The sequence below is a fragment of the Pectobacterium nicotianae genome, from assembly GCF_023272715.1.
GTDB lineage: Bacteria > Pseudomonadota > Gammaproteobacteria > Enterobacterales > Enterobacteriaceae > Pectobacterium > Pectobacterium brasiliense.
Genome location: NZ_CP096821.1, coordinates 1,545,762 through 1,565,872, shown reverse-complemented (window position 1 = coordinate 1,565,872; position 20,111 = coordinate 1,545,762). Strand labels below are relative to the sequence as shown.

General features: G+C 53.9%; 19 protein-coding genes. 3 read left to right on the top strand and 16 right to left on the bottom strand.

Annotated elements, in window-relative coordinates:
* The 13 genes from MYB54_RS07010 to pdxB form a co-directional block, all read right to left on the bottom strand.
* The gene (locus MYB54_RS07010; RefSeq protein ID WP_014916041.1) at positions 1–717 is read right to left on the bottom strand and encodes an ABC transporter permease; all 717 of its coding nucleotides are present in this window, start codon (positions 715–717) and stop codon (positions 1–3) included.
* The gene (locus MYB54_RS07005; RefSeq protein ID WP_010285036.1) at positions 710–1,399 is read right to left on the bottom strand and encodes a histidine ABC transporter permease HisQ; all 690 of its coding nucleotides are present in this window, start codon (positions 1,397–1,399) and stop codon (positions 710–712) included. Before MYB54_RS07005 ends, MYB54_RS07010 begins: the two co-directional genes overlap by 8 nt.
* A 140-nt stretch (positions 1,400–1,539) precedes the next feature.
* Positions 1,540–2,319, bottom strand: a complete 780-nt coding sequence (locus MYB54_RS07000) for a lysine/arginine/ornithine ABC transporter substrate-binding protein (RefSeq protein ID WP_014916042.1) — start codon at positions 2,317–2,319, stop codon at positions 1,540–1,542.
* A 414-nt stretch (positions 2,320–2,733) separates the two neighbouring features.
* Entirely contained in the window at positions 2,734–3,306 is a 573-nt protein-coding gene (locus MYB54_RS06995) for a UbiX family flavin prenyltransferase (protein WP_010285043.1), read from the bottom strand.
* A gap of 216 nt (positions 3,307–3,522) precedes the next feature.
* Positions 3,523–5,040 carry an amidophosphoribosyltransferase gene (gene purF / locus MYB54_RS06990; protein WP_010285044.1) on the bottom strand — a complete coding sequence of 506 codons (1,518 nt, stop codon included), beginning with the start codon at positions 5,038–5,040 and terminating at the stop codon, positions 3,523–3,525.
* 21 nt (positions 5,041–5,061) lie between these two features.
* Entirely contained in the window at positions 5,062–5,562 is a 501-nt protein-coding gene (cvpA, locus tag MYB54_RS06985) for a colicin V production protein (RefSeq protein WP_010298532.1), read from the bottom strand.
* A gap of 315 nt (positions 5,563–5,877) precedes the next feature.
* Positions 5,878–6,636 (bottom strand): cell division protein DedD, encoded by a 759-nt coding sequence (dedD, locus tag MYB54_RS06980; protein WP_205563940.1) that lies wholly within the window; start codon positions 6,634–6,636, stop codon positions 5,878–5,880.
* On the bottom strand, positions 6,626–7,894 hold the full coding sequence (gene folC, locus MYB54_RS06975) for a bifunctional tetrahydrofolate synthase/dihydrofolate synthase (RefSeq protein WP_014916045.1): 1,269 nt from the start codon (positions 7,892–7,894) through the stop codon (positions 6,626–6,628). Before folC ends, dedD begins: the two co-directional genes overlap by 11 nt.
* Positions 7,895–7,983: 89 nt before the next feature.
* Positions 7,984–8,901 (bottom strand): acetyl-CoA carboxylase, carboxyltransferase subunit beta, encoded by a 918-nt coding sequence (accD, locus tag MYB54_RS06970; protein ID WP_039471294.1) that lies wholly within the window; start codon positions 8,899–8,901, stop codon positions 7,984–7,986.
* A gap of 224 nt (positions 8,902–9,125) precedes the next feature.
* The gene (locus MYB54_RS06965) at positions 9,126–9,788 is read right to left on the bottom strand and encodes a DedA family protein (protein WP_010285058.1); all 663 of its coding nucleotides are present in this window, start codon (positions 9,786–9,788) and stop codon (positions 9,126–9,128) included.
* Positions 9,789–9,982: 194 nt separating this feature from the next.
* Positions 9,983–10,834, bottom strand: coding sequence for a tRNA pseudouridine(38-40) synthase TruA (truA, locus tag MYB54_RS06960; protein ID WP_039284846.1), 852 nt, complete (start codon positions 10,832–10,834; stop codon positions 9,983–9,985).
* Entirely contained in the window at positions 10,834–11,844 is a 1,011-nt protein-coding gene (locus MYB54_RS06955) for an aspartate-semialdehyde dehydrogenase (protein ID WP_014916047.1), read from the bottom strand. Before MYB54_RS06955 ends, truA begins: the two co-directional genes overlap by 1 nt.
* A 113-nt stretch (positions 11,845–11,957) precedes the next feature.
* Positions 11,958–13,094 carry a 4-phosphoerythronate dehydrogenase PdxB gene (gene pdxB, locus MYB54_RS06950; protein ID WP_248721712.1) on the bottom strand — a complete coding sequence of 379 codons (1,137 nt, stop codon included), beginning with the start codon at positions 13,092–13,094 and terminating at the stop codon, positions 11,958–11,960.
* A 190-nt stretch (positions 13,095–13,284) separates the two neighbouring features.
* On the opposite strand from pdxB, the gene MYB54_RS06945 reads away from it, so the two are divergent.
* Positions 13,285–14,256 carry a DMT family transporter gene (locus tag MYB54_RS06945; RefSeq protein WP_014916049.1) on the top strand — a complete coding sequence of 324 codons (972 nt, stop codon included), beginning with the start codon at positions 13,285–13,287 and terminating at the stop codon, positions 14,254–14,256.
* A gap of 105 nt (positions 14,257–14,361) precedes the next feature.
* A complete protein-coding gene (gene flk, locus MYB54_RS06940; protein ID WP_205594211.1) occupies positions 14,362–15,621 on the top strand; it encodes a flagella biosynthesis regulator Flk in 1,260 nt (419 codons plus the stop codon).
* Between the two features lie 114 nt (positions 15,622–15,735).
* On the opposite strand, the gene fabB is transcribed toward flk, so the two are convergent.
* Entirely contained in the window at positions 15,736–16,953 is a 1,218-nt protein-coding gene (gene fabB / locus MYB54_RS06935) for a beta-ketoacyl-ACP synthase I (protein ID WP_014916051.1), read from the bottom strand.
* A 173-nt stretch (positions 16,954–17,126) separates the two neighbouring features.
* Here fabB and mnmC point away from each other — a divergent pair, with 173 nt between their 5' ends.
* Positions 17,127–19,154 carry a bifunctional tRNA (5-methylaminomethyl-2-thiouridine)(34)-methyltransferase MnmC2/FAD-dependent 5-carboxymethylaminomethyl-2-thiouridine(34) oxidoreductase MnmC1 gene (gene mnmC, locus MYB54_RS06930; protein ID WP_205594212.1) on the top strand — a complete coding sequence of 676 codons (2,028 nt, stop codon included), beginning with the start codon at positions 17,127–17,129 and terminating at the stop codon, positions 19,152–19,154.
* 88 nt (positions 19,155–19,242) lie between these two features.
* Here mnmC and MYB54_RS06925 read toward each other — a convergent pair whose 3' ends face one another.
* Together MYB54_RS06925 and MYB54_RS06920 are read right to left on the bottom strand one after the other, a co-directional pair.
* Positions 19,243–19,527: a YfcL family protein gene (locus tag MYB54_RS06925; protein WP_119871926.1), complete on the bottom strand. Its 285-nt coding sequence runs from the start codon at positions 19,525–19,527 to the stop codon at positions 19,243–19,245.
* 33 nt (positions 19,528–19,560) lie between these two features.
* Positions 19,561–20,106 (bottom strand): elongation factor P hydroxylase, encoded by a 546-nt coding sequence (locus MYB54_RS06920; RefSeq protein WP_039497676.1) that lies wholly within the window; start codon positions 20,104–20,106, stop codon positions 19,561–19,563.
* Positions 20,107–20,111 lie beyond the last annotated feature (5 nt).

The following is a 20,111-nucleotide window of genomic DNA, read 5'->3' as shown; positions in this document are numbered from 1 at the left end:
TTAATGAGATGAACGGGTATAAAGATGACGTAACCAGCGCCGTTCCGCCCTTCTGAACAGCCCGATTAACACAAACGAAATCGCCAGATAGATAACCGCCGCGATGCCAAATGCATAAAACGGCTGGTAGGTTGCCGCGTTGATATCACGGGCAATCTTCAGAATATCCGGCACCGTTACGGTAAAGGCCAACGCCGTTGAATGCAGCATCAGAATCACTTCGTTGCTATACGCGGGCAGCGCAATACGCAGTGCACTTGGCAAAATAATGCAGCGATACTGCTTAAAGCGGGAGAAGCCGTAGGCTCTGGCCGCTTCAATTTCCCCATGAGGTACTGAGCGGATTGCTCCCGCGAAAATCTCTGTCGTGTACGCACAGGTATTCAGCGCCAGCGCCAAAATGGCGCAGTTTAGCCCGCTGCGAAAAAAGGCATTCAGCATGTCGGTGCCGCGCACAATCTCCAGGCTATACACGCCAGAATAGAACACCAGAAGCTGTACGTAGAGCGGCGTGCCGCGGAACACATAGGTGAATAGCCAAACCGGAAAGCTGAACCGGCGTCGCGGCGACACACGGGCGATCGCCAGCGGCAGCGCCATCAGCCCGCCGATAACCACCGAAGAAATGAGCAGCCAGAGCGTCATCGCCAGCCCGGTCAGGCGGTAACCATCGCTCCACAATAGCGGCTGCCAATATTGTTGCAGGATCTCACTCATAGTTTACTTTTTTGACTCCCTGCGAATAGTGCCTTTCCAGCCACCACAACACGCCGTTAGAAACGGTGGTAAAAATCAGGTACATCGCCCCAGCAACCAGCGCAAAATAAAACGGTTCGTGTGTGCCCTTACCGGCCAGTTGCGTCGCCTTAATGACATCGTTCAGGCCAAGCAATGACACCAGCGCCGTCGCTTTCAAGATCACCTGCCAGTTATTGCCGATACCCGGCAGCGCGAAACGCATCATGGAAGGAAACAGAATACGGCGGAACACCTTCATCGGAGAGAAGCCGAACGCGACGGCAGCTTCGATTTGCCCGCGCGGCACGGCAAGATAGGCTCCACGAAAGGTTTCCGTGAAATACGCGCCGTAAATAAAGCCCAGAGTAATAATCCCCGCGGTCAGAGGATCGATATCAATCTGATCCAGACCGATCGATTCCGTCACGCCGTTTAAGACTATTTGCAGACCATAGAAAATCAGCAGCATCAGCACCAGATCGGGAATGCCACGAATCAGCGTGGTATAGCAGGAAAAGCACCCCGCCAGCAGACGGTTGGAAGACAGTTTCGCCGACGCGCCAATCAGGCCAATAGCCAGTGCCAGCAGTAACGAACTTGCTGCCAGCTCCAGCGTCATGATGGCACCATCCAGAATTAGCTGGGAATAGCCATAGAGCATCAATGATATCCGTTGAAATAGCGGTTAATGGCACGCTGCGTCATCAGTCAGGAACACGACACGGGAGGAACGATCCCGTGCCGCATGCCCTACGATCCCGCTACACATGTGATAAAGAAATGAGCGTCACCTTGGCGACATTAGCCGCCGTAGACGTCAAAATCGAAGTATTTTTTCGCGAAGGTATCGTAGGTACCATCTTTACGCATTTCTTCAAAGGCTTTATCCAGCGCGGCTTTCAGCTCGGTATCCGCTTTGCGCAAGCCCATACCCGTACCTACACCGAAGAATTTGTCATCTTTTACCGCCGGGCCGGCAAACTCATAGTCTTTACCTGCGTCCAACTTCAGGAAACCTTCACTTGCTGCAACTTCATCCTGAAAGGCTGCATCAATACGGCCTGCGGCCAGATCGGCATAAATCAGATCCTGATTTTGGTAAGCGACAACGTCAACGCCTTTAGGCTGCCAGTTAGCATTAGCAAAGGCCTCCTGTGTTGATGCCTGCAATACGCCAACACGCTTTCCGCCCAGAGAAGCCAACGTAGGTTCAATGCTCGTCCCTTTCTTCGCAATCAGGCGTGAATTGGCCGCATACAGCTTCTCGGTGAAAGCAATTTCCTGCTGGCGTTTTTCGGTGATAGACAGAGAAGAGATGATGGCATCGATTTTTTTCGCTTTCAGGGACGGAATTAACGCATCAAAGTCACTTTCGACAAACGTGCAGTTAGTCTGAATACGCTTGCACAGTTCTTTCGCCAGATCGATATCAAACCCAACCAGTTCGCCGCTGGCGTTTTTGGATTCAAAGGGAGCATAGGTAGGATCGGTACCAATTTTAATATTCTTAGGAATCTCCGCCATCGCGCTACCCGCAGCCAGAATGAGTGCCAATGGCAAGACTTTGATCAGTTTCTTCATATTGCTACCCTTATCATGAGTGATTGATGTCATGTGTCGTCAATGTCGGAATTATTTAGAGTGAATCACTTTAAAAATGAACGATGTGAGTGCTATTTGTTTGCTGCGCCGACTATTACCGTTTTTGTAGCAGTTTTCATGCCACAATGAACGTAGGGATGTCGTAAAAACCCCATGAACGAAGCGCGCAGAAAATAAGGGTTAACCATTTGATTCTGCAATATTTTCAAAGGGAATTTTTTGGCGCGTAACAATAAGGATAGATAACATTGGCATGAATACAAAAACTCAAACGCACCATTTTGGTGCTTTTGCGCACAAAATTAGTGCAATGTGATAAAAAGGCACAAAAAAAGGGCAGTAAAAGTTTACCGCCCCGAGAGAAAAAAATAGCGTGTCTGGGTCTCTATCCTGCTAGGACGCACCTTGCCAGCGGATAAAGAGATCTTTTGGCAGGTCGATGTCAAACTGGTCCAGAATACGATTCACCGTCTGATCGACAATATCCTGCACACTTTCTGGGCGATGATAAAACGCAGGCACCGGCGGCATGATTATCGCCCCCAGCTCAACGGCGGTGGTCATCAGCCGTAAATGCCCTAAATGCAGCGGCGTTTCACGCACTCCCAGCACCAGAGGACGACGCTCCTTCAGCACCACATCAGCCGCACGGGTCAATAGATTGTCGCTGTAGCTGTGCACAATGCCGGAAAGGGTTTTTATCGAACAGGGTAAAATCACCATCCCCGCCGTTTTAAACGACCCCGAAGAGACGCTGGCGGCAATATCACGCGTGTCGTGTACCACATCGGCCAGCGCCTGCACGTCACGCAGGCTAAAATCCGTTTCTAACGCCAGCGTCTGCCGGGCGGCCTGACTCATGATCAGATGCGTTTCGATACCTTCCAGCGTCTGTAAAACCTGTAGCAGCCGGATGCCGTAAATGACGCCGCTGGCACCGGAAATTCCTACAATGAGTCGCTTCATTCATACTGCCTCTGGCTGGCCGCGTAAGCAGAAACGCGGAAAAATCATCTGCGCAAACTTTGCCGCATTGATTAGCGATAAGCAAGAATAAGCACCGAAACCCTGTTTTCTCTATGCAATTTTTCTCTACATACAAAATTTTTCGCTACATACAATAAGGGGGAGGACACTTTCGCGTCCTCCCCCTTCAATACAGCCTTAATGTGCGACTAGCTGTTAACCTTCGTTGTGCAATTCCAGATCTTCAACTTCATTCTGGCTACGCAGCGCTTTGGCATCGTCATTGCGCAAGACTTCCAGATAATCCAGATAACCTTGATCGACATCCTTCGTCACGTAAATCCCGTTGAACACCGAGCATTCAAACTGAGCGATATCCGGGTTATCTTCACGTGCAGCTTCAATCAGATCGTCGAGATCCTGGAATATCAGCTCATCGGCACCAATAATCTTACAGATTTCATCCACTTCACGACCGTGGGCAATCAGCTCATTGACGCTTGGCATATCGATGCCGTACACGTTAGGGAAGCGGATTTCCGGTGCCGCTGAGGCCAGATAAACACGCTTGGCTCCTGCTTCACGCGCCATCTCTACAATCTGCTCTGACGTTGTACCACGCACGATGGAGTCATCCACCAGCAGCACGTTCTTGTCACGGAACTCAGCACGGTTAGCGTTCAGCTTACGGCGTACCGATTTCTTACGTGCCTGCTGCCCCGGCATGATAAACGTGCGGCCAACATAGCGGTTTTTCACAAATCCCTGACGATACGGCTTGTTGATGATGCGTGCGATTTCCAGCGCGATATCACAAGAGGTTTCAGGAATCGGGATCACGACATCAATATCGAGATCTTCCCACTGGCGCGCAATTTTCTCACCGAGCTTCTGGCCCATGCGAACGCGTGCGCTGTAGACCGAGATTTTATCAATGAAGGAATCCGGGCGAGCGAAGTAGACATATTCGAACAGGCACGGATTGCTCTTTGGATTCTCTGCGCACTGGCGGGTAAACAGCTGCCCTTTTTCCGTAATGTAGATCGCTTCTCCCGGCGCCACATCGCGTAAAAATTCAAAGCCCAGCGTATCCAGCGCGACACTTTCTGACGCCACCATATACTCGCTGCGGCCATCTTCCAGATCGCGCTTACCAATCACCAGAGGACGAATCCCATTAGGATCGCGGAAAGCGACCATACCGTGACCGATAATCATGCCAACACAGGCATAGGCACCGCGAATTTGCTGGTGCGTTGCGGCAACAGCCGCAAAAATATTATCGGCTTCCAGCGGATAGTGTTGGAAACGGTCCAGCTCTCTGGCGAAAATATTCAGCAGAATTTCAGAATCAGACGTGGTGTTAACGTGGCGACGCTCCTGCTCGAACAGCTTTTTACGCAGTTCGTGGGCGTTAGTCAGGTTACCGTTGTGAGCCAGCGTGATACCGAACGGAGAGTTCACATAGAAAGGCTGTGCTTCCGAGGCGCTGGAACTACCTGCGGTCGGATAACGCACATGACCAAGCCCCATGTTGCCCTGTAGGCGCTGCATGTGCCGCGCTTCAAACACATCTTTCACCAGGCCATTGGCCTTACGCAGGCGAAAACAATTAAAGGCATCGATGGTCACAATACCCGCAGCATCCTGCCCACGGTGTTGCAACACCGTTAACGCGTCATAAATCGACTGGTTGACCGGTGTAAAACCGGCGATACCGACAATACCGCACATGGTGTCTTTTCCTCATCAGCGCTACCGCAGCGGTAAATGCTGCGGCAAGAAACTTGACGTGCTTTGCAGGTAGTCAAAAAACCACCTGATAATATAACTGAACTGCGGGATTAACTGGGACTGCTTCCAGTCATCACTTTGTGAAAAACCGGTGAACGTATCCAGAAAGAATAGCAGTGCGGAAACGATCAGCACCCCGCGCAGCGCACCAAAACAGATGCCCAGAACGCGATCGGTGCCGGATAATCCGGTACGTTCAACCAGTGAACTAATCACATAGTTGACGATAGCTCCCACAATCAACGTTGCAATAAACAGAATGGCAATCGCAATGCCGTTACGCACCAGCTCATCATCAAAACGGGTGAAGTAGACCGCGAGGTAAGCGTAGTAATGGCTGGCAACAAAAAAAGCACATCCCCAGGTTACTAACGACAGCGCTTCGCGAACAAACCCCCGGATCAGGCTAACCAAAGCCGAAAATCCGATGATGCCAATAATGACGTAATCAACCCAAACCATGAACTATCCTAATAATGAACGATGCTACCGATAAGCCGCTACGTCATCCTGTTCGCGGCGCATTCTAACAGAAAAAGAAAACGTTTGCGTAGCGTATTTCCGCCGATTTCATCGATAGATAATCAGGCGAAAAAACCGACAATACGTCATGCCTGATTCTATTCACTCTCGGCATCTCAAAACTCACAGCAGGCATCTTAAAACAGATGCGGGGCGGAGTATCACTGATGTGAACCTCATCCCCGCTGCCTGCTTTTGCTTATTTACGTAACCGGCTGCGAGCCAGCCATCACGTCATCATCACGCTCGACGACCTTAACGAACGGAATGTGCTCGCACCTGCCCGCTTAGCCCGCTGAGCTGTTTCAGCTCACCCAGTGAAGACTCTAGCTTCTGCTTCGACGCATCCGGCCCCACGTAAATGCGGGTGATTTCGCCTGAAACCGGCGTTGATGGCACGGTATACGCGCGGTAACCAGAAAGACGAAGCTTGGCGACAATCTCGTTCACCTTATCCGCGTTTTTCAGCGCACCAAGCTGCACAATATAAGCTTGTCCGACAGGCGCTTGCTGCGTCGGCTGCGTTTCAGGCTTCACTTCCGGTTTGGGTTCCGGTTTAGGCTCTGGCTTCGGTTTCACTTCTGGCTTCACCTCAGGCTTTGGCTGAGGTTTCGGCGTCACTGGTGCTGGCGTCTGAACCGGCGGACGCTCAACCACCACTGGCGGTACCGTCATGGCTGGCGTATTCGTGCCAGAATGGGACGATGGCGGCGTCTGCGTCGTGGTGTCAGGTGCTGTAGATGATGCAGACGATCTCGCTTCAGCGGCTTCGGCTTCCGCGCTGTTTTGCATCGCCGCTTCCGCCCCTTCCGGCGGTTGACTCGGCAGCGACGGGTTCAGCGCAGGCAGCGCTTCCATCTCATTGCTGTCACCCGGTTTAGGGATCAGCGGAATCGACGCAAACTCGTCTTCGTAGTGCTTTTTCTTGCCGTCCAGCAGGCCGGGTAAGACGATCACGCCCAGCGCGACCAGAATAACCGTGCCGACCAGTCGATTCTGAAATTTACTCGCCATTCGCCTTCTCCTCATCCAGCGCTTCCATCACATGCGCTACCGTATGAAAAGATCCACACACAATGACGATATCCTGCTCCGTCGCCTCGGACATGGCTTGCTTCCAGGCGGCAACGACATCGGGGAACGATTGGCTGCGCGTCAGGTGCTCGGCAATCTGTTGCGCCGTGGCACCACGCGGCCCTTCCAGCGGTGCGCAATACCACGCATCCACCAACGGCGTTAAGTGAGCCAGCGTACCGGCAATGTCTTTATCCGACAGCATGCCGATGACGGCTCGCACTTTTCCGGTTTTCGGCAACTCAGCCAAACGGTTTGCCAGATATGCCGCCGCGTGAGGATTGTGTGCAACATCAAGAATCAAACGCGGTGACGCCTGCACGGTCTGAAAACGGCCGGGTAATGCGGCGTGCTGCAAACCTTGTCGAATCGCCTCTTCACTCACGTTCAGTGAAGAATAGTGCAATGCAGCCAGTGCCGTGGCGGCATTAGCTAACGGGACGTTGGGTAACGGCAGCCGTGACAGCTCGCGCTGTTTATCCTGCCAGCTCCACGTCTCACGCTGCATTGAATACTCCCAGTCGCGACCACGGCGGTGCAGCTGCGCGCCTTTCTCAGCGGCAACGTCGGCAATCGTTCCCGGCATATCCGGTTCACCAACAACGGCTGGTCTACCCTGTCGGAATATCCCGGCTTTCTCGCGGCCAATGCTTTCCCGATCGTTACCTAACCAATCGGTATGGTCGATAGCAATGCTGGTGACCACGGATACATCCGCATCCACAATATTGGTGGCATCCAGACGCCCGCCTAGTCCTACTTCAAGAATGACGACATCCAGATTCGCCTGCTTAAAGAGTTGCAGCGCCGACAGCGTACCGAATTCAAAATAGGTGAGCGATACCGCCCCTCTCCCTACCTCGATATCCGCAAACGCCTGCGTATGCAGCGCTTCAGGCAATTCTTTGCCCTGAATACGCACCCGCTCGGTATAGCGCACAAGATGGGGAGAACTGTACACGCCCACCCGCAGCCCGGCGGCTAACAGAATGGATTCCAGCGTACAGCAGGTCGTTCCCTTGCCGTTCGTCCCCGCGACGGTGAAAACCGTTGGGGCAGGCTGGAGCAGTTGGAGATGTTCAGCAACCTGCTTAACGCGCTCCAGGCCTAAATCAATGGCCTGAGCGTGCAGGTGCTCAAGATAATGAAGCCACGTGACCAAAGGTGACGTGGCTTGAGGTGTTTGAAGTGTATCCATGAGTCCCGTTCACTGGCTTACGGTTCATTGCGGGCAGAGCGTGCATTACGCACTCGGTCGAGTACCACACGCCCTGCCCATCATGTCAATTATGCGTCATCCTGTGATGATTCAGACGGCGCATCGCTGCGGATTTCCACGTCATCGTTGCCCGGTTCTGGATGGTTCGTCAGTTTGGCAAGAATAGTGGCCAGCTTGTAGCGCATTTCCGGACGACGAACGATCATATCGATCGCCCCTTTCTCAATCAGGAATTCACTGCGCTGGAAGCCCGGCGGCAGTTTTTCACGCACGGTTTGTTCGATAACGCGTGGGCCGGCAAAACCGATCAGCGCTTTCGGCTCGGCAATGTTCAGGTCGCCCAGCATCGCCAGACTCGCGGAAACACCACCCATGGTTGGATCAGTCAGCACAGAAATGTAAGGCAAACCGCGATCGCGCATTTTTGCCAATGCCGCACTGGTTTTCGCCATTTGCATCAGCGACATCAGCGCTTCCTGCATACGCGCACCGCCACTGGCAGAGAAGCACACCAGCGGACAACCGTCTTCCAATGACTGCTCAACGGCACGCACAAAGCGCGCACCCACAACAGACGCCATTGAACCGCCCATGAAAGAGAATTCGAAGGACGCGACGACAATCGGCATGCCGTACAGCGTGCCTTTCATCACGACCAGCGCGTCTTTCTCATCGGACTGTTTCTGTGCAGAAACCAGACGATCTTTATATTTTTTGGAGTCCCGGAATTTCAGGACATCCTTCGGTTCCAGTTCGCTTCCCAACTCGACAGTGTTTTCTTTATCCAGAAAAGCCTGTAGACGGGCGCGCGCGGAAAGGCGCATATGGTGATCGCACTTCGGGCAGACACCCAGATTGCGCTCCAACTCAGCACGATAAAGAACCTGACCGCAGCTATCACATTTTGTCCAGACCCCTTCAGGGATGTTCGCTTTACGGGTCGGTGTAATATTGCTTTTGTTAAGAATTCGTTCAATCCAGCTCATTGATAACCTTTCTGCTTGAACCTGGCAAATGCCAGTCCGCTGTTCATGTTATTCCCTGACAACATTGCCAATCAAAAAATGCCTGAGACGCACGACAATCGCGGTACAAAGGCATCGGCACCAAGGGTGTTCCCAAGAACAGACCATAAATGCTGCCCATTAAACCATAACGTTCCGGTACTGTGGATAAAAAACTGGTCAAACCGGATGTTAAAATACTTCACTTATTTCACATTGCCGCGCGAGGCCGCTCTACGATGACGGGCAATCTCAATAATGCCCGGCAGGATAGAGAGGAAAATAATCGCAACAATCAGTAATTTCAGATTTTCCTGCACCACCGGCAAATCGCCAAACAGGTAGCCCGCATAGGTGAATGACAACACCCACAGCAGCGCACCAATGACATTATAGGCCGCAAAATGCCGATAGCTCATGTGCCCCATCCCAGCGACAAACGGCGCAAATGTTCTCACAATCGGGACAAAGCGCGCCAGAATTATCGTCTTGCCACCGTGACGCGCGTAAAACGCATGCGTTTTATCCAGATAGCTGCGGCGGAAAATCTTTGAGTTCGGGTTGCTAAACAGCTTCTCACCGAACAGTCGTCCAATCGTGTAGTTCACTGCATCGCCCGTAATCGCGGCCACGATCATCAGGAACACCATCGTGTGCACATTCAGATCGTTCGACGGCAACGCCGCCAGCGCCCCTGCGACAAACAGCAGCGAATCCCCCGGCAGAAACGGCGTTACCACCAGCCCGGTCTCACAGAACAGAATCAGGAACAAAATGGCATAAACCCAGACACCATATTGCGCCACCAGTTCCGCCAGATGAACGTCAATGTGCAGAATAAAATCAATAATAAACTGTATAAATTCCATCACAACTTCTTCTCCCAAAATGTCTATCGAACGCACGCGGTCGATATACGCAAGGCAGCCGCACTAGCCGTGTTGCCTTGCGTATAGCACGCTGAATAGCCTCGTCCTTAATACGCATCGCACCCTGCCTTTTGGCCTACGACCATCTGGCAGCGTGCAACAGGTAAAAGACGCACTCGTTATAATCAAAAACGTCAATCTGCTAAAAAGAGCGGCCCCATCGTAGGCTGCGGCAAAGCAAAACGCGCGGGATAATCTACCTTCACCAAATACAGCCCTTCGGCTCGGGCTGTTGCGCCAGCCAGCGTACGATCTTTGGCTGCCAGCAGCTCGGCAATCCACGATTCTGGACGATTGCCACAGCCGACCTCCATCAGGCTGCCAACGATATTACGCACCATATGATGCACGAACGCATTGGCCTTAATATCTACCACGATATAGTCACCGTGACGTGTAACCTTTAAATGATTTACATAGCGCCACGGCGTGCGCGACTGGCACTGCACTGCACGAAAAGAGGTGAAATCATTCTCCCCCAACAGGCATTGCCCGGCTCGCTCCATGCGTTCCACGTCTAACGGGTGATAAAAGTGCGTCATACCGCGCGAAAGCACCGCAGGACGATAGCGGTGATTGTAGATGACATAACGGTAGCGTCGTGCCGTAGCGCTGAAGCGCGCATGGAAATCCTCATCCACCGTTTTCACCCAGCGCACCGCGATATCCGGCGGTAAATTTGCATTCACGCCCATCGTCCAGGCGGCGTCTTTTCGGATCGCGTGTGTGGTGAAATGCACAACCTGCCCGGTTCCGTGAACGCCAGCATCGGTTCGCCCGGCGCAAAACACCTCTATCGGCTCATCCGCCACTTTGCTCAGCGCCTTTTCAAGACAGGCCTGCACGCTAGCGACATCACTCTGACGCTGCCAGCCATAATAGAGGCTACCGTCGTACTCAATGCCTAGCGCGATTTTCAGCGGGGCGCGTTCGTTTTCCGCAGCGGCATCGGCCTGAGTAGCCTCCGCCTGAGTGGTTTCCGACATTACCCGAGATACTCCTGCACCAGACATTCTGCCGTTTCCACCGCCATCAGCGCGCCGCCAAAGCGAGCGTTATCGGCGACCGACCAGAATTGCAGCAGTTCAGGAATGCCGTAATCATTACGCAGACAGCCGACGCTCAGTTGCCCATTACCGGACGCATCACCCACCTGCGTCGGGTAATCCTGCTCGTCGCTTACCTCAATATTCCCCGCATTGAGCAGTTCATCGCGTGCTTCTTCCGCAGACAGCGGACGCAGTGATTCAAGATGAACAACCTGCGCGTGACCATAGAACACAGGGGACTGAATGCAGGTCACTGAAATCGGTAATCCGTCGTCCTGCAAGACTTTACGCACCTGATCGACCAAACCGCGCTCTTCGCGCACGCTGCCCGCATCATCGGGCAGTAAAGGCAACAGATTGAATGCCAGCTGTTTCGGGAAAAGCCCGGCCTCAGGCGGAACACCATTCAGCAGACGGGCACTTTGCCCCGCCAGATCGTCTATCGCCGCTTTACCGAGTGCGGAAACGGACAACATATTGACGACATGCAGGCGCGAGAGCCCAGCCGCATCGGTCAACGGCTTAATCGCCGTCAGCAGTTGGCTGGTCAGGCTGTCGGCCACCGCGACAATATTACGGTTACGATAATCTGCCAGCGTATGCGTATTCACGCCGGGCACCACCAGCGGGACATCCGGCTCCAGCGCAAACAGACCGCTGCTGTCGATAACCAGACAGCCCGCGTCCCCCGCCTCTTCCGCATAGCGGGCGCTGACATCCTGACCGGCGACAAAAAACGCCAGCTGTGCCTGTGACCAGTCAAAATCCGCCACATCGGTGACCAGGCAAGATTTGCCGTTAAAACGTATGGTTTCACCCGCGCTACGTTCACTGGCCAGCGGATAAAATTCACCCACCGGGAATTCGCGTTCCTGCAATAATTCCAGTAACGCCGTGCCTACTGCGCCCGTTGCGCCCAGCAGAGCAATATTCCAGCCGTCAGACATTTGGTTCTCTCCCAAATTTTGAATGAAACACAAATCATGAATGGAACCGACAGACGATAGCGACACCGTCTGTCAGTTCATGAATAAAAAAGTGATGCTCGCGCGAAACGCCGTTAGCGTGCGTCCCGCACTGACGCCGTGAATCCCAGCGCGTTCAGGCAATCTGCGCTGTCAGCATCGGCGCAGATAACATGGAGTGACGACCATTCGCGTCGTTCCTGATAATGTTTGCGCAGACGATCGAACTCGCCTTCCTGATGCGCAACGTGGCGCAACAGTGCATCATCCCGGCGCACATCATACACCAGATGCACCAGACGTTTTAGCAACGCCTCATCCAGCGGCGCGGTCAATGTGACTTCGGCATACTCTGGTGCAGGCAAAAGCGACGAAAGCGCGACCTGCTGCGGGGTTCCGATAAACTCACTCCACGCCTCAAATACCTGCGTGGTGCCGCGCGCTTTCCCTTCCAGCGTATAGCCAGCGATATGCGCCGTGCCAATGTCTACTCGAGCCAGCAGATCGGTCGATAAAGCAGGTTCTGGTTCCCAGACGTCAAGAATGACGCTGAGTTTTTTACCCTGTTGCAGCGCCTCAAGCAGTGCGGCATTGTCCACCACCGGGCCACGGCAGGCGTTAATCAGAATACGTCCGTCCGCAAACGCGTTCAGTACGGCGGCATCAACCAGATGATGAGTACGGTACGGGCCGTCGAGATACAGCGGCGTATGCAACGTCAGAATGTCGGCATCACGCACCAGCGTTTCGAGCGGCAGGAAATCACCCGCCTCACCGCGATCGGCACGCGGCGGATCGCACAGCAGCGTGTTAACGCCCCAGGCTTTCAGACGCGCATCCAGACGCCTGCCAACATTGCCCACGCCGACAATCCCGACGGTTTTATCACGCAGTTGGAAGCCATCACGTTCGGCCAGCATCAGCAATGAAGAAAAGACGTACTCCACTACCGCAATGGCATTGCAGCCGGGGGCAGCAGAAAACGCGATCCTGTTCGCGCTAAGCCAGGTGTCATCGACATGGTCGGTGCCTGCTGTCGCGCTGCCGACAAATTTTACCGCCGAACCAGACAGCAGATCCGCGTTCACCTTCGTGACCGAGCGCACCATCAACGCATCCGCGTCGGCCAGCAGCTCGCGCGGCAAAGGACGTCCCGGCACGGCCTGAACCTCACCCAGACGGCTAAATAGCTCGCGGGCATACGGCATATTCTCATCAACCAGAATCTTCATTGTCTTCTCCGACATCGGTAGCCAGCCAAAAAAAGCGGGGAGATATTTTGCCACCGAATGGTGCAGAAACCCAAGGCAATTACGACGCGATATCTTTCCGTTACCGGTTCCCGCCGATGAGGATCATACTAGATGGTCGTCATAGAAAGCCGACGCCATACAAGGTTGATCGTCGTCACATGGCTCTGTTATGTTGTTTGCCATTGCCGCACTTGCCCCATTTTTATCGACCAGACTGGTAATTGGTGCGTTTTTAGTCTGGTCTGTTATGAGAAACCCAACGTTGAACGCCCTCTTTCCCACTATTGCCGTCCTGATCTGGTCAATTAACGTCATCGTCAACAAGCTCTCTGCAAGCGTTATTGACCCAGCCGCTATCTCGTTTTATCGCTGGCTGCTGGCGTTCCTCGTCATGACGCCGTTCATGCTGCCAACGCTTCGTCAGCACGCAGCGACCATTCGTCAACACGCCTGGAAACTGCTCGTGCTGGGTCTGCTTGGCATGGTGCTGTATCAAAGTCTGGCCTATTACGCGGCGCACTCGATCAGCGCCGTGATGATGGGGATCATGGGGTCACTTGTACCGCTACTGACCGTCCTGCTCAGCATTCCGCTGCTGCGCCTGGCTCCCACGCTGGGCGTGCTGCTCGGTAGCCTGCTGTCGCTGGTCGGAATTGTCTGGCTGATCGGTGAGGGTCATCCCGAACAGATTCTGGCGCAGGGCATCGGCCCCGGTGAACTCATGATGTTTTGTGCGTCGCTGTCCTATGCGCTCTATGGCGTGCTGACCAAACGCTGGAGCATCCCGTTGCCCAACTGGGTGTCGCTCTATGTGCAAATTGCCTTTGGCGTAGTCGTGCTGATTCCAAATTTCCTGCTGACGGACAATGTGCAACTCAATGCCGACAATCTGCCGCTGGTGATTTTCGCTGGCATCATGGCCTCAATCCTTGCGCCTTTTCTGTGGATTCAGGGGGTTATGCGCCTCGGGGCCAGCAAAGCCTCCATCTTTATGAACCTGACACCGATCTTTACGGCGATGATCGCAATTGGCTTTTTGCACGAGCCGTTACATCATTATCATCTGGTTGGCGGGGGCATCACGCTACTCGGCGTGATCCTCGCACAGCGCCTGCGCATCCCACTAGGACGTCGCTCATAAGCCACCCCATAAGATTCGTGCCGTTTTAAGTGACGTCTGACTATCGGCCGTCACGGGAGATTGCTATGATTCATCTCAATCATGACGGCAGTGAGGATAACCGATATGCAACCTGTAAGCGGCCCTGGTGCCCCGCTGCCCGGCGAACGTTCGGTGACGCCGACCGCCACATCGTCAACCTCTACCTCATCCGCTAACGCTGCGGGTTCCTCCGCCAACGGCGATCGACCACTGACGCTGGCGCAGCGCACGACGCTGGAAAATCTGGTGCTTAAAGTTGCCGCACTGACAACGTCAAAGGCGGCGGAAGTCTGGACAACGGTAAAACAGGGATTAGGGCTGGCAGAAAATAATGAACTGCTGTCCCGCCATTATCAGCCTGCCGAGCAGATACTCCAGACGCGTTTAACGCAGGCGCAAGATAGCGGTGGACGTCAGCAGCTGCTTCAGCGCCTGACAGATATGCTGTCTCAGGGAAATAACCGTCAGGCGGTCAGCAATTTCATCCAGCAACAGTTCGGTAGCACCACGCTAAGCGCGCTGACTAAAACACAGCTACAGCAGGTGGTTACGCTGCTGCAAAACGGGCAAATTCCGCAGTCAACGGCATCAGCCACAGCATCGCAAACCGCTCAGGCCGCCAACTCGCCCGATCGTCCGCTCTCTCCTGCTGAACAGCGCGGTTTGAATCAGTTAGTCACCCGATTAGCGACCATGACCGGGGAACAGCCTGCAAGAGTGCTGAACAATCTGATGATGATGCAGAATCTTAGCCCGGGTGACGCCATCCCGTTAAAACATCTGCCGCTGATCACGCAGTTCCTGCAAGCACAGGTTGAGCTGCAACAGACACAAACGCTACTGCGCGCCACCCCGTCAGCGCAGCAGGGAGCACCGACCAATACAGGCACGACAGGCGCAGCGTCAGAACCGCTGGTAGCCAACACAACCAATACGACTAACGCGAATTCGTCATCCGCTACGAATCTGTCATCACAGCCGCTACCGACACAGAACGCGCTGCTCTCCCCGAATCTCGCCCCGTTACAGGCTTTGCTACAACAGCCCATGACCGCGCAGGAACAGCACTTATTGATGGATTACACGCAGAATCGCTTCAATATCGGATTACAAACGCCACTGACGCCGATGCAGGTCAGCGATCTGCTGACGTTCCTGTTTACGCAGCGCATTCAGCGCTCACAGGAAACGGACTGGACCACGACCTCACAGCTGCTGCATCCGCTGTTTAACCCGCTGATTGCTTCGCTACCGCTCAGTTGGCAATCCCTGTTCCATAAACCAATGTTTTTGGTGATTGTCAGCACCTGCGTGGCTGCATTTCTGCTGTGGGTATTAATCTAGCGTCAATACCGCTCATAACCATTATCAACCAAACCCGCACAAACAAAAAACCCCGCGGCTTGCGCCAGCGGGGTTTTTGTTTCTTTGAATGATAATGTCTGTGTAAGAAACCGATTATTTATCGAGTTTTCTCATTACCAGCGTCGCATTCGTACCACCGAAGCCGAAGCTGTTAGACATCACCGTGGTCAGTTTACGTTCCGTCGATTCAGTCACGATGTTCAGGCCAGCAGCCTGCTCGTCCAGATTTTCCACGTTGATACTCGGTGCAACGAAACTGTGCTCCAGCATCAGCAGTGAGTAAATCGCTTCCTGAACGCCAGCCGCGCCCAGAGAGTGACCGGTCATCGCTTTGGTCGCAGAAATAGCTGGTGAGTTGTCGCCAAACACTTCACGAATCGCACCCAGTTCCTTCACATCGCCAACTGGCGTAGAAGTACCGTGAGAGTTCAGGTAATCGATCGGCGTATCCACACCGTTCATCGCCATCTTCATACAACGGACAGCACCTTCACCTGATGGAGCAACCATATCCGCGCCGTCAGACGTCGCGCCGTAGCCGACCACTTCCGCGTAGATATGTGCGCCACGCGCCAGTGCGTGTTCCAGTTCTTCTACAACGACCATACCGCCACCGCCTGCAATGACGAAACCATCGCGACCGGCGTCATAGGTACGGGACGCTTTTTCTGGAGTCTCATTGTATTTGGTTGACAGTGCGCCCATCGCGTCAAATTCACAGGCCAGTTCCCAGCACAGCTCTTCCGCGCCACCAGCGAACACGATGTCCTGTTTGCCCATCTGAATTTGCTCAACCGCGTTACCGATACAGTGTGCAGAGGTCGCACAGGCGGAGCTGATGGAGTAGTTCACGCCGTGGATTTTGAATGGCGTTGCCAGACACGCGGATACCGCAGAACCCATGGATTTGGTTACCACATAAGGGCCAACGGCTTTCAGGCCGCGCGGGCTACGCATCGCGTCAGCACCGAACACCTGATAGCGCGCAGAGCCGCCGGAACCGGCGATCAGGCCAACGCGTGGGTTATTCTGATAAACCTCATCAGACAGCCCGGAATCTTGAATCGCCTGCTCCATGGATAAGTAGGCATAAATCGATGCATCACTCATAAAACGCACAATTTTGCGATCGATGAGGCCAGTGGTGTCCAGTTTGACATTCCCCCAGACGTGACTACGCATGCCGGAATCTTTCAGCTCTTGAGAGAAAGTAATGCCCGAGCGGCCTTCCCGCAATGATGCCAGAACTTCCTGCTGGTTATTACCGATGCTTGATACGATCCCCAGGCCAGTAATCACTGCACGTTTCATTTAATACCTCTTCTTCCACTTATAGAGTTTGGGATTTCGCTTCGCACTTTAGCGTACAGTTGTAAGCTGAACAAGTCCGATCAGCCAAACTATCGCGAAATCATTGCTAAATTTGCGCCACAATATTCAGCCCGATAGAATCTCATCATCACTTGAATAATGAGCTTTTTGTCGTGACCAACCTCCCCATCCAACACGCGTCGTTAAGTTGGAACGCTCAGGGTACACCTGTATCGCAACAGTTTGATGACGTCTATTTTTCGAATCAGGATGGGTTGGCAGAAACCCGTTATGTGTTTTTAAAGGGCAATCAGTTTCCTGAGCGTTTCGCCACGCACCCGCGCGCAGCCTGCGTGATAGCAGAAACCGGCTTTGGTACGGGTCTGAATTTTCTGACGCTGTGGCAGGCGTTTGCCGACTTTCGTCAACAGCAGCCACAGGCGACATTGCGACACCTGCATTTCATCAGCTTCGAGAAATTTCCCCTGCGTCGGCATGATTTGGCTGCGGCACACGCCCAGTGGCCGGAGCTGGCCGCCTTCGCGGATGAACTGCGAGAGCAATGGCCGCTACCGCTGCCGGGCTGCCATCGTCTGATTCTGGCGCAAGGCACTATTACGCTCGATCTGTGGTTCGGTGACGTTAACGTCTTACTGCCTGAGCTGGATGATACTCAGAATCATCAGGTCGACGCCTGGTTTCTGGACGGCTTCGCGCCTGCCAAAAACCCAGATATGTGGACGGATAATCTGTTTCAGGCAATGGCTCGTCTGTGCCGAAAAGAAGGGACGTTCGCCACCTTTACCGCAGCAGGCTTTGTGCGTCGCGGTTTGCAACAGGCGGGGTTTAAGGTCAGTAAAATTAAAGGATTTGGTCAGAAACGGGAAATGCTGAGCGGCATGCTTCCTGATGCGCTTCCCGTCACCTCGCCAACGCCGTGGTATGCTCGCCCTGCCGCCAGCACGACTGACGATATTGCGATTATCGGCGGTGGCATTGCCAGCGTGCTCACCGCACTGGCGCTGCAACGGCGCAGTGCAAACGTCACGTTCTACTGCGCGGAAGCACAGCCTGCCACGGGCGCATCCGGCAATCGTCAGGGGGCGCTGTATCCTCTGTTGAATAACCGGCACGATGCGGTATCCCGCTTTTTCTCCCTCGCCTTTGACTTTGCCCACCGCAGCTATACCGCGCTGGCGCAGCAGGGTCTGGAGTTTGAGCACCAATGGTGTGGCGTCAGCCAGCTCGCCTGGGATGAAAAAAGTGCGCGTAAGATCGAACAGATTCTGCAAGGCGAATGGCCGGAAGAGCTGGTCGTTAGCGTGGATGCGCAGCAACTGGAAACGCAAAGCGGCCTGAATATCGGCGTAAATGGCATCACTTATCCTGACGGCGGCTGGCTGTGCCCGGCAGAACTGACGGCTTCTGCGCTGAAACTGGCACAACAAAACGGTCTGTCGGTGCAGATGAGTACCGCCGTTTCCGCATTGGAGAAAACGGACGACGGCTGGTCACTCACCTTGAGCACCGGCCAGCGGGTAAATCATGCCGTCGTGGTGCTGGCAAATGGTCATCACATTACCGACTGGCCACAGACATCCCATTTACCCGCTTACGCCGTGCGCGGGCAGGTCAGCCATGTTCCGACCAACCCGGTGCTAGGTCAGCTCAAACAGGTGTTGTGCTACGACGGCTATCTGACGCCGGTGAGTCCGCAGCATCAGACGCACTGCATCGGGGCAAGCTATTTACGGGGGGAAACACACTGTGTTTATCGGGAAAACGAGCAGCAAGAAAACCGCCAACGGCTGCTGAATTGTTTGCCTGACGCAGACTGGGCGAAAACGATCGATGTCAGCGATGCGCAGGCACGTCAAGGCGTCCGCTGTGCGCTACGCGATCATCTGCCGCTATTAGGCGCGGTACCGGACTATGAACAAACGCTGGCCGAGTATGAAGATCGGTTGCACCCTCAACACCGCGCCGACGCGGTACCAAGCGCACCCTATTGGCAGGATCTGTTTATTATCGGTGCATTGGGCTCACGCGGGCTCTGCTCCGCCCCACTCGCGGCAGAAATTCTGGCCTCACAGATGTATGGCGAACCGCTACCGCTGGACCACGATACGCTCGCCGCACTCAACCCAAATCGTTTCTGGATAAGGAAACTGCTGAAAGGCAAACCTGTAGCTCAGGATTAACTGAGAATAGCGAAGGATTAATCGGGAAGAAAACGTGCTGGCTTGACTGAGCCAGCACTGACAGAGTGGCGATTAGCCCACAAGGAAATCAGTGGGTGCTATTCCGCGCCTGCTGGAACAGACGTTCCCACATCCCGTTAACCAGTACCTGATCCGGCGGTGACAGTTCACCGTTTTTGATGGCGTTATTGATGCTGTCGCTAACGCGCAGATGCAGTGCTTCAAGCGTGTGTTCTCCATGCTCTTCCGCTTCTGCCACCGACACCGTCAGATGACCACGCAAATAGCCGCCGGCAAACAGTTCATCGTCGCTGGCATGCTCTACCATGTCATCAATCAGCGCCAGAATGCGCGTTTCAAATTCTGCGATCATTTCTTATCCTCAAATTTTTGCGGTTCCCGTGCATCACAGATCGGCTGGATACGGGAAGCTCGCCGCCGTCAGCGGTGGCGTATTGTAAAACGATTGTAATGCACGAATAAAGCTGGCAGGACGCGCTGGAATCCCCTCTTCCAGATATTGCATCACTTGCGCATGCACGCGTCGCTGGAAATCAATGCGGTCCGGCTCGCAATCGCCGTTCAGGTTGTCGCAGCTGACGTTAAACGGAAAGCCCGCGGCGGCACAGAACAGCCAGTCGAAGGCCTGCGGTTTGATTTCCACCACCTCAAACTGACTTTGCGTCGAGGCATCGCGGCCATCCGGGCAGTACCAGTAGCCAAAATCGACCTGCAAGCGTCGCTGGGCACCGGCAATGCACCAGTGAGAAATCTCGTGTAGCGCGCTGGCATAAAAACCATGGGCAAACACAATCCGGTGATACGGAATGTCATCATCCGCTGGCAGATAAATCGGCTCATCATCGCCTTTTACCAGACGGGTATTGTATTCATCGCCAAAGCAATCATTAAAAATATCAATCAGCTGTTGATAGTGGTGCGTCGTAGTCATGTTAT

Bases quoted from the DNA above. Each gene is read 5' to 3' on its own strand.
- MYB54_RS07010 (WP_014916041.1), bottom strand. From the start codon at position 717: ATGAGTGAGATCCTGCAACAATATTGGCAGCCGCTATTGTGGAGCGAT.
- MYB54_RS07005 (WP_010285036.1), bottom strand. From the start codon at position 1,399: ATGCTCTATGGCTATTCCCAGCTAATTCTGGATGGTGCCATCATGACG.
- MYB54_RS07000 (WP_014916042.1), bottom strand. From the start codon at position 2,319: ATGAAGAAACTGATCAAAGTCTTGCCATTGGCACTCATTCTGGCTGCG.
- MYB54_RS06995 (WP_010285043.1), bottom strand. From the start codon at position 3,306: ATGAAGCGACTCATTGTAGGAATTTCCGGTGCCAGCGGCGTCATTTAC.
- purF (WP_010285044.1), bottom strand. From the start codon at position 5,040: ATGTGCGGTATTGTCGGTATCGCCGGTTTTACACCGGTCAACCAGTCG.
- cvpA (WP_010298532.1), bottom strand. From the start codon at position 5,562: ATGGTTTGGGTTGATTACGTCATTATTGGCATCATCGGATTTTCGGCT.
- dedD (WP_205563940.1), bottom strand. From the start codon at position 6,636: ATGGCGAGTAAATTTCAGAATCGACTGGTCGGCACGGTTATTCTGGTC.
- folC (WP_014916045.1), bottom strand. From the start codon at position 7,894: ATGGATACACTTCAAACACCTCAAGCCACGTCACCTTTGGTCACGTGG.
- accD (WP_039471294.1), bottom strand. From the start codon at position 8,901: ATGAGCTGGATTGAACGAATTCTTAACAAAAGCAATATTACACCGACC.
- MYB54_RS06965 (WP_010285058.1), bottom strand. From the start codon at position 9,788: ATGGAATTTATACAGTTTATTATTGATTTTATTCTGCACATTGACGTT.
- truA (WP_039284846.1), bottom strand. From the start codon at position 10,834: ATGTCGGAAACCACTCAGGCGGAGGCTACTCAGGCCGATGCCGCTGCG.
- MYB54_RS06955 (WP_014916047.1), bottom strand. From the start codon at position 11,844: ATGTCTGACGGCTGGAATATTGCTCTGCTGGGCGCAACGGGCGCAGTA.
- pdxB (WP_248721712.1), bottom strand. From the start codon at position 13,094: ATGAAGATTCTGGTTGATGAGAATATGCCGTATGCCCGCGAGCTATTT.
- MYB54_RS06945 (WP_014916049.1), top strand. From the start codon at position 13,285: ATGTTGTTTGCCATTGCCGCACTTGCCCCATTTTTATCGACCAGACTG.
- flk (WP_205594211.1), top strand. From the start codon at position 14,362: ATGCAACCTGTAAGCGGCCCTGGTGCCCCGCTGCCCGGCGAACGTTCG.
- fabB (WP_014916051.1), bottom strand. From the start codon at position 16,953: ATGAAACGTGCAGTGATTACTGGCCTGGGGATCGTATCAAGCATCGGT.
- MYB54_RS06925 (WP_119871926.1), bottom strand. From the start codon at position 19,527: ATGATCGCAGAATTTGAAACGCGCATTCTGGCGCTGATTGATGACATG.
- MYB54_RS06920 (WP_039497676.1), bottom strand. From the start codon at position 20,106: ATGACTACGACGCACCACTATCAACAGCTGATTGATATTTTTAATGAT.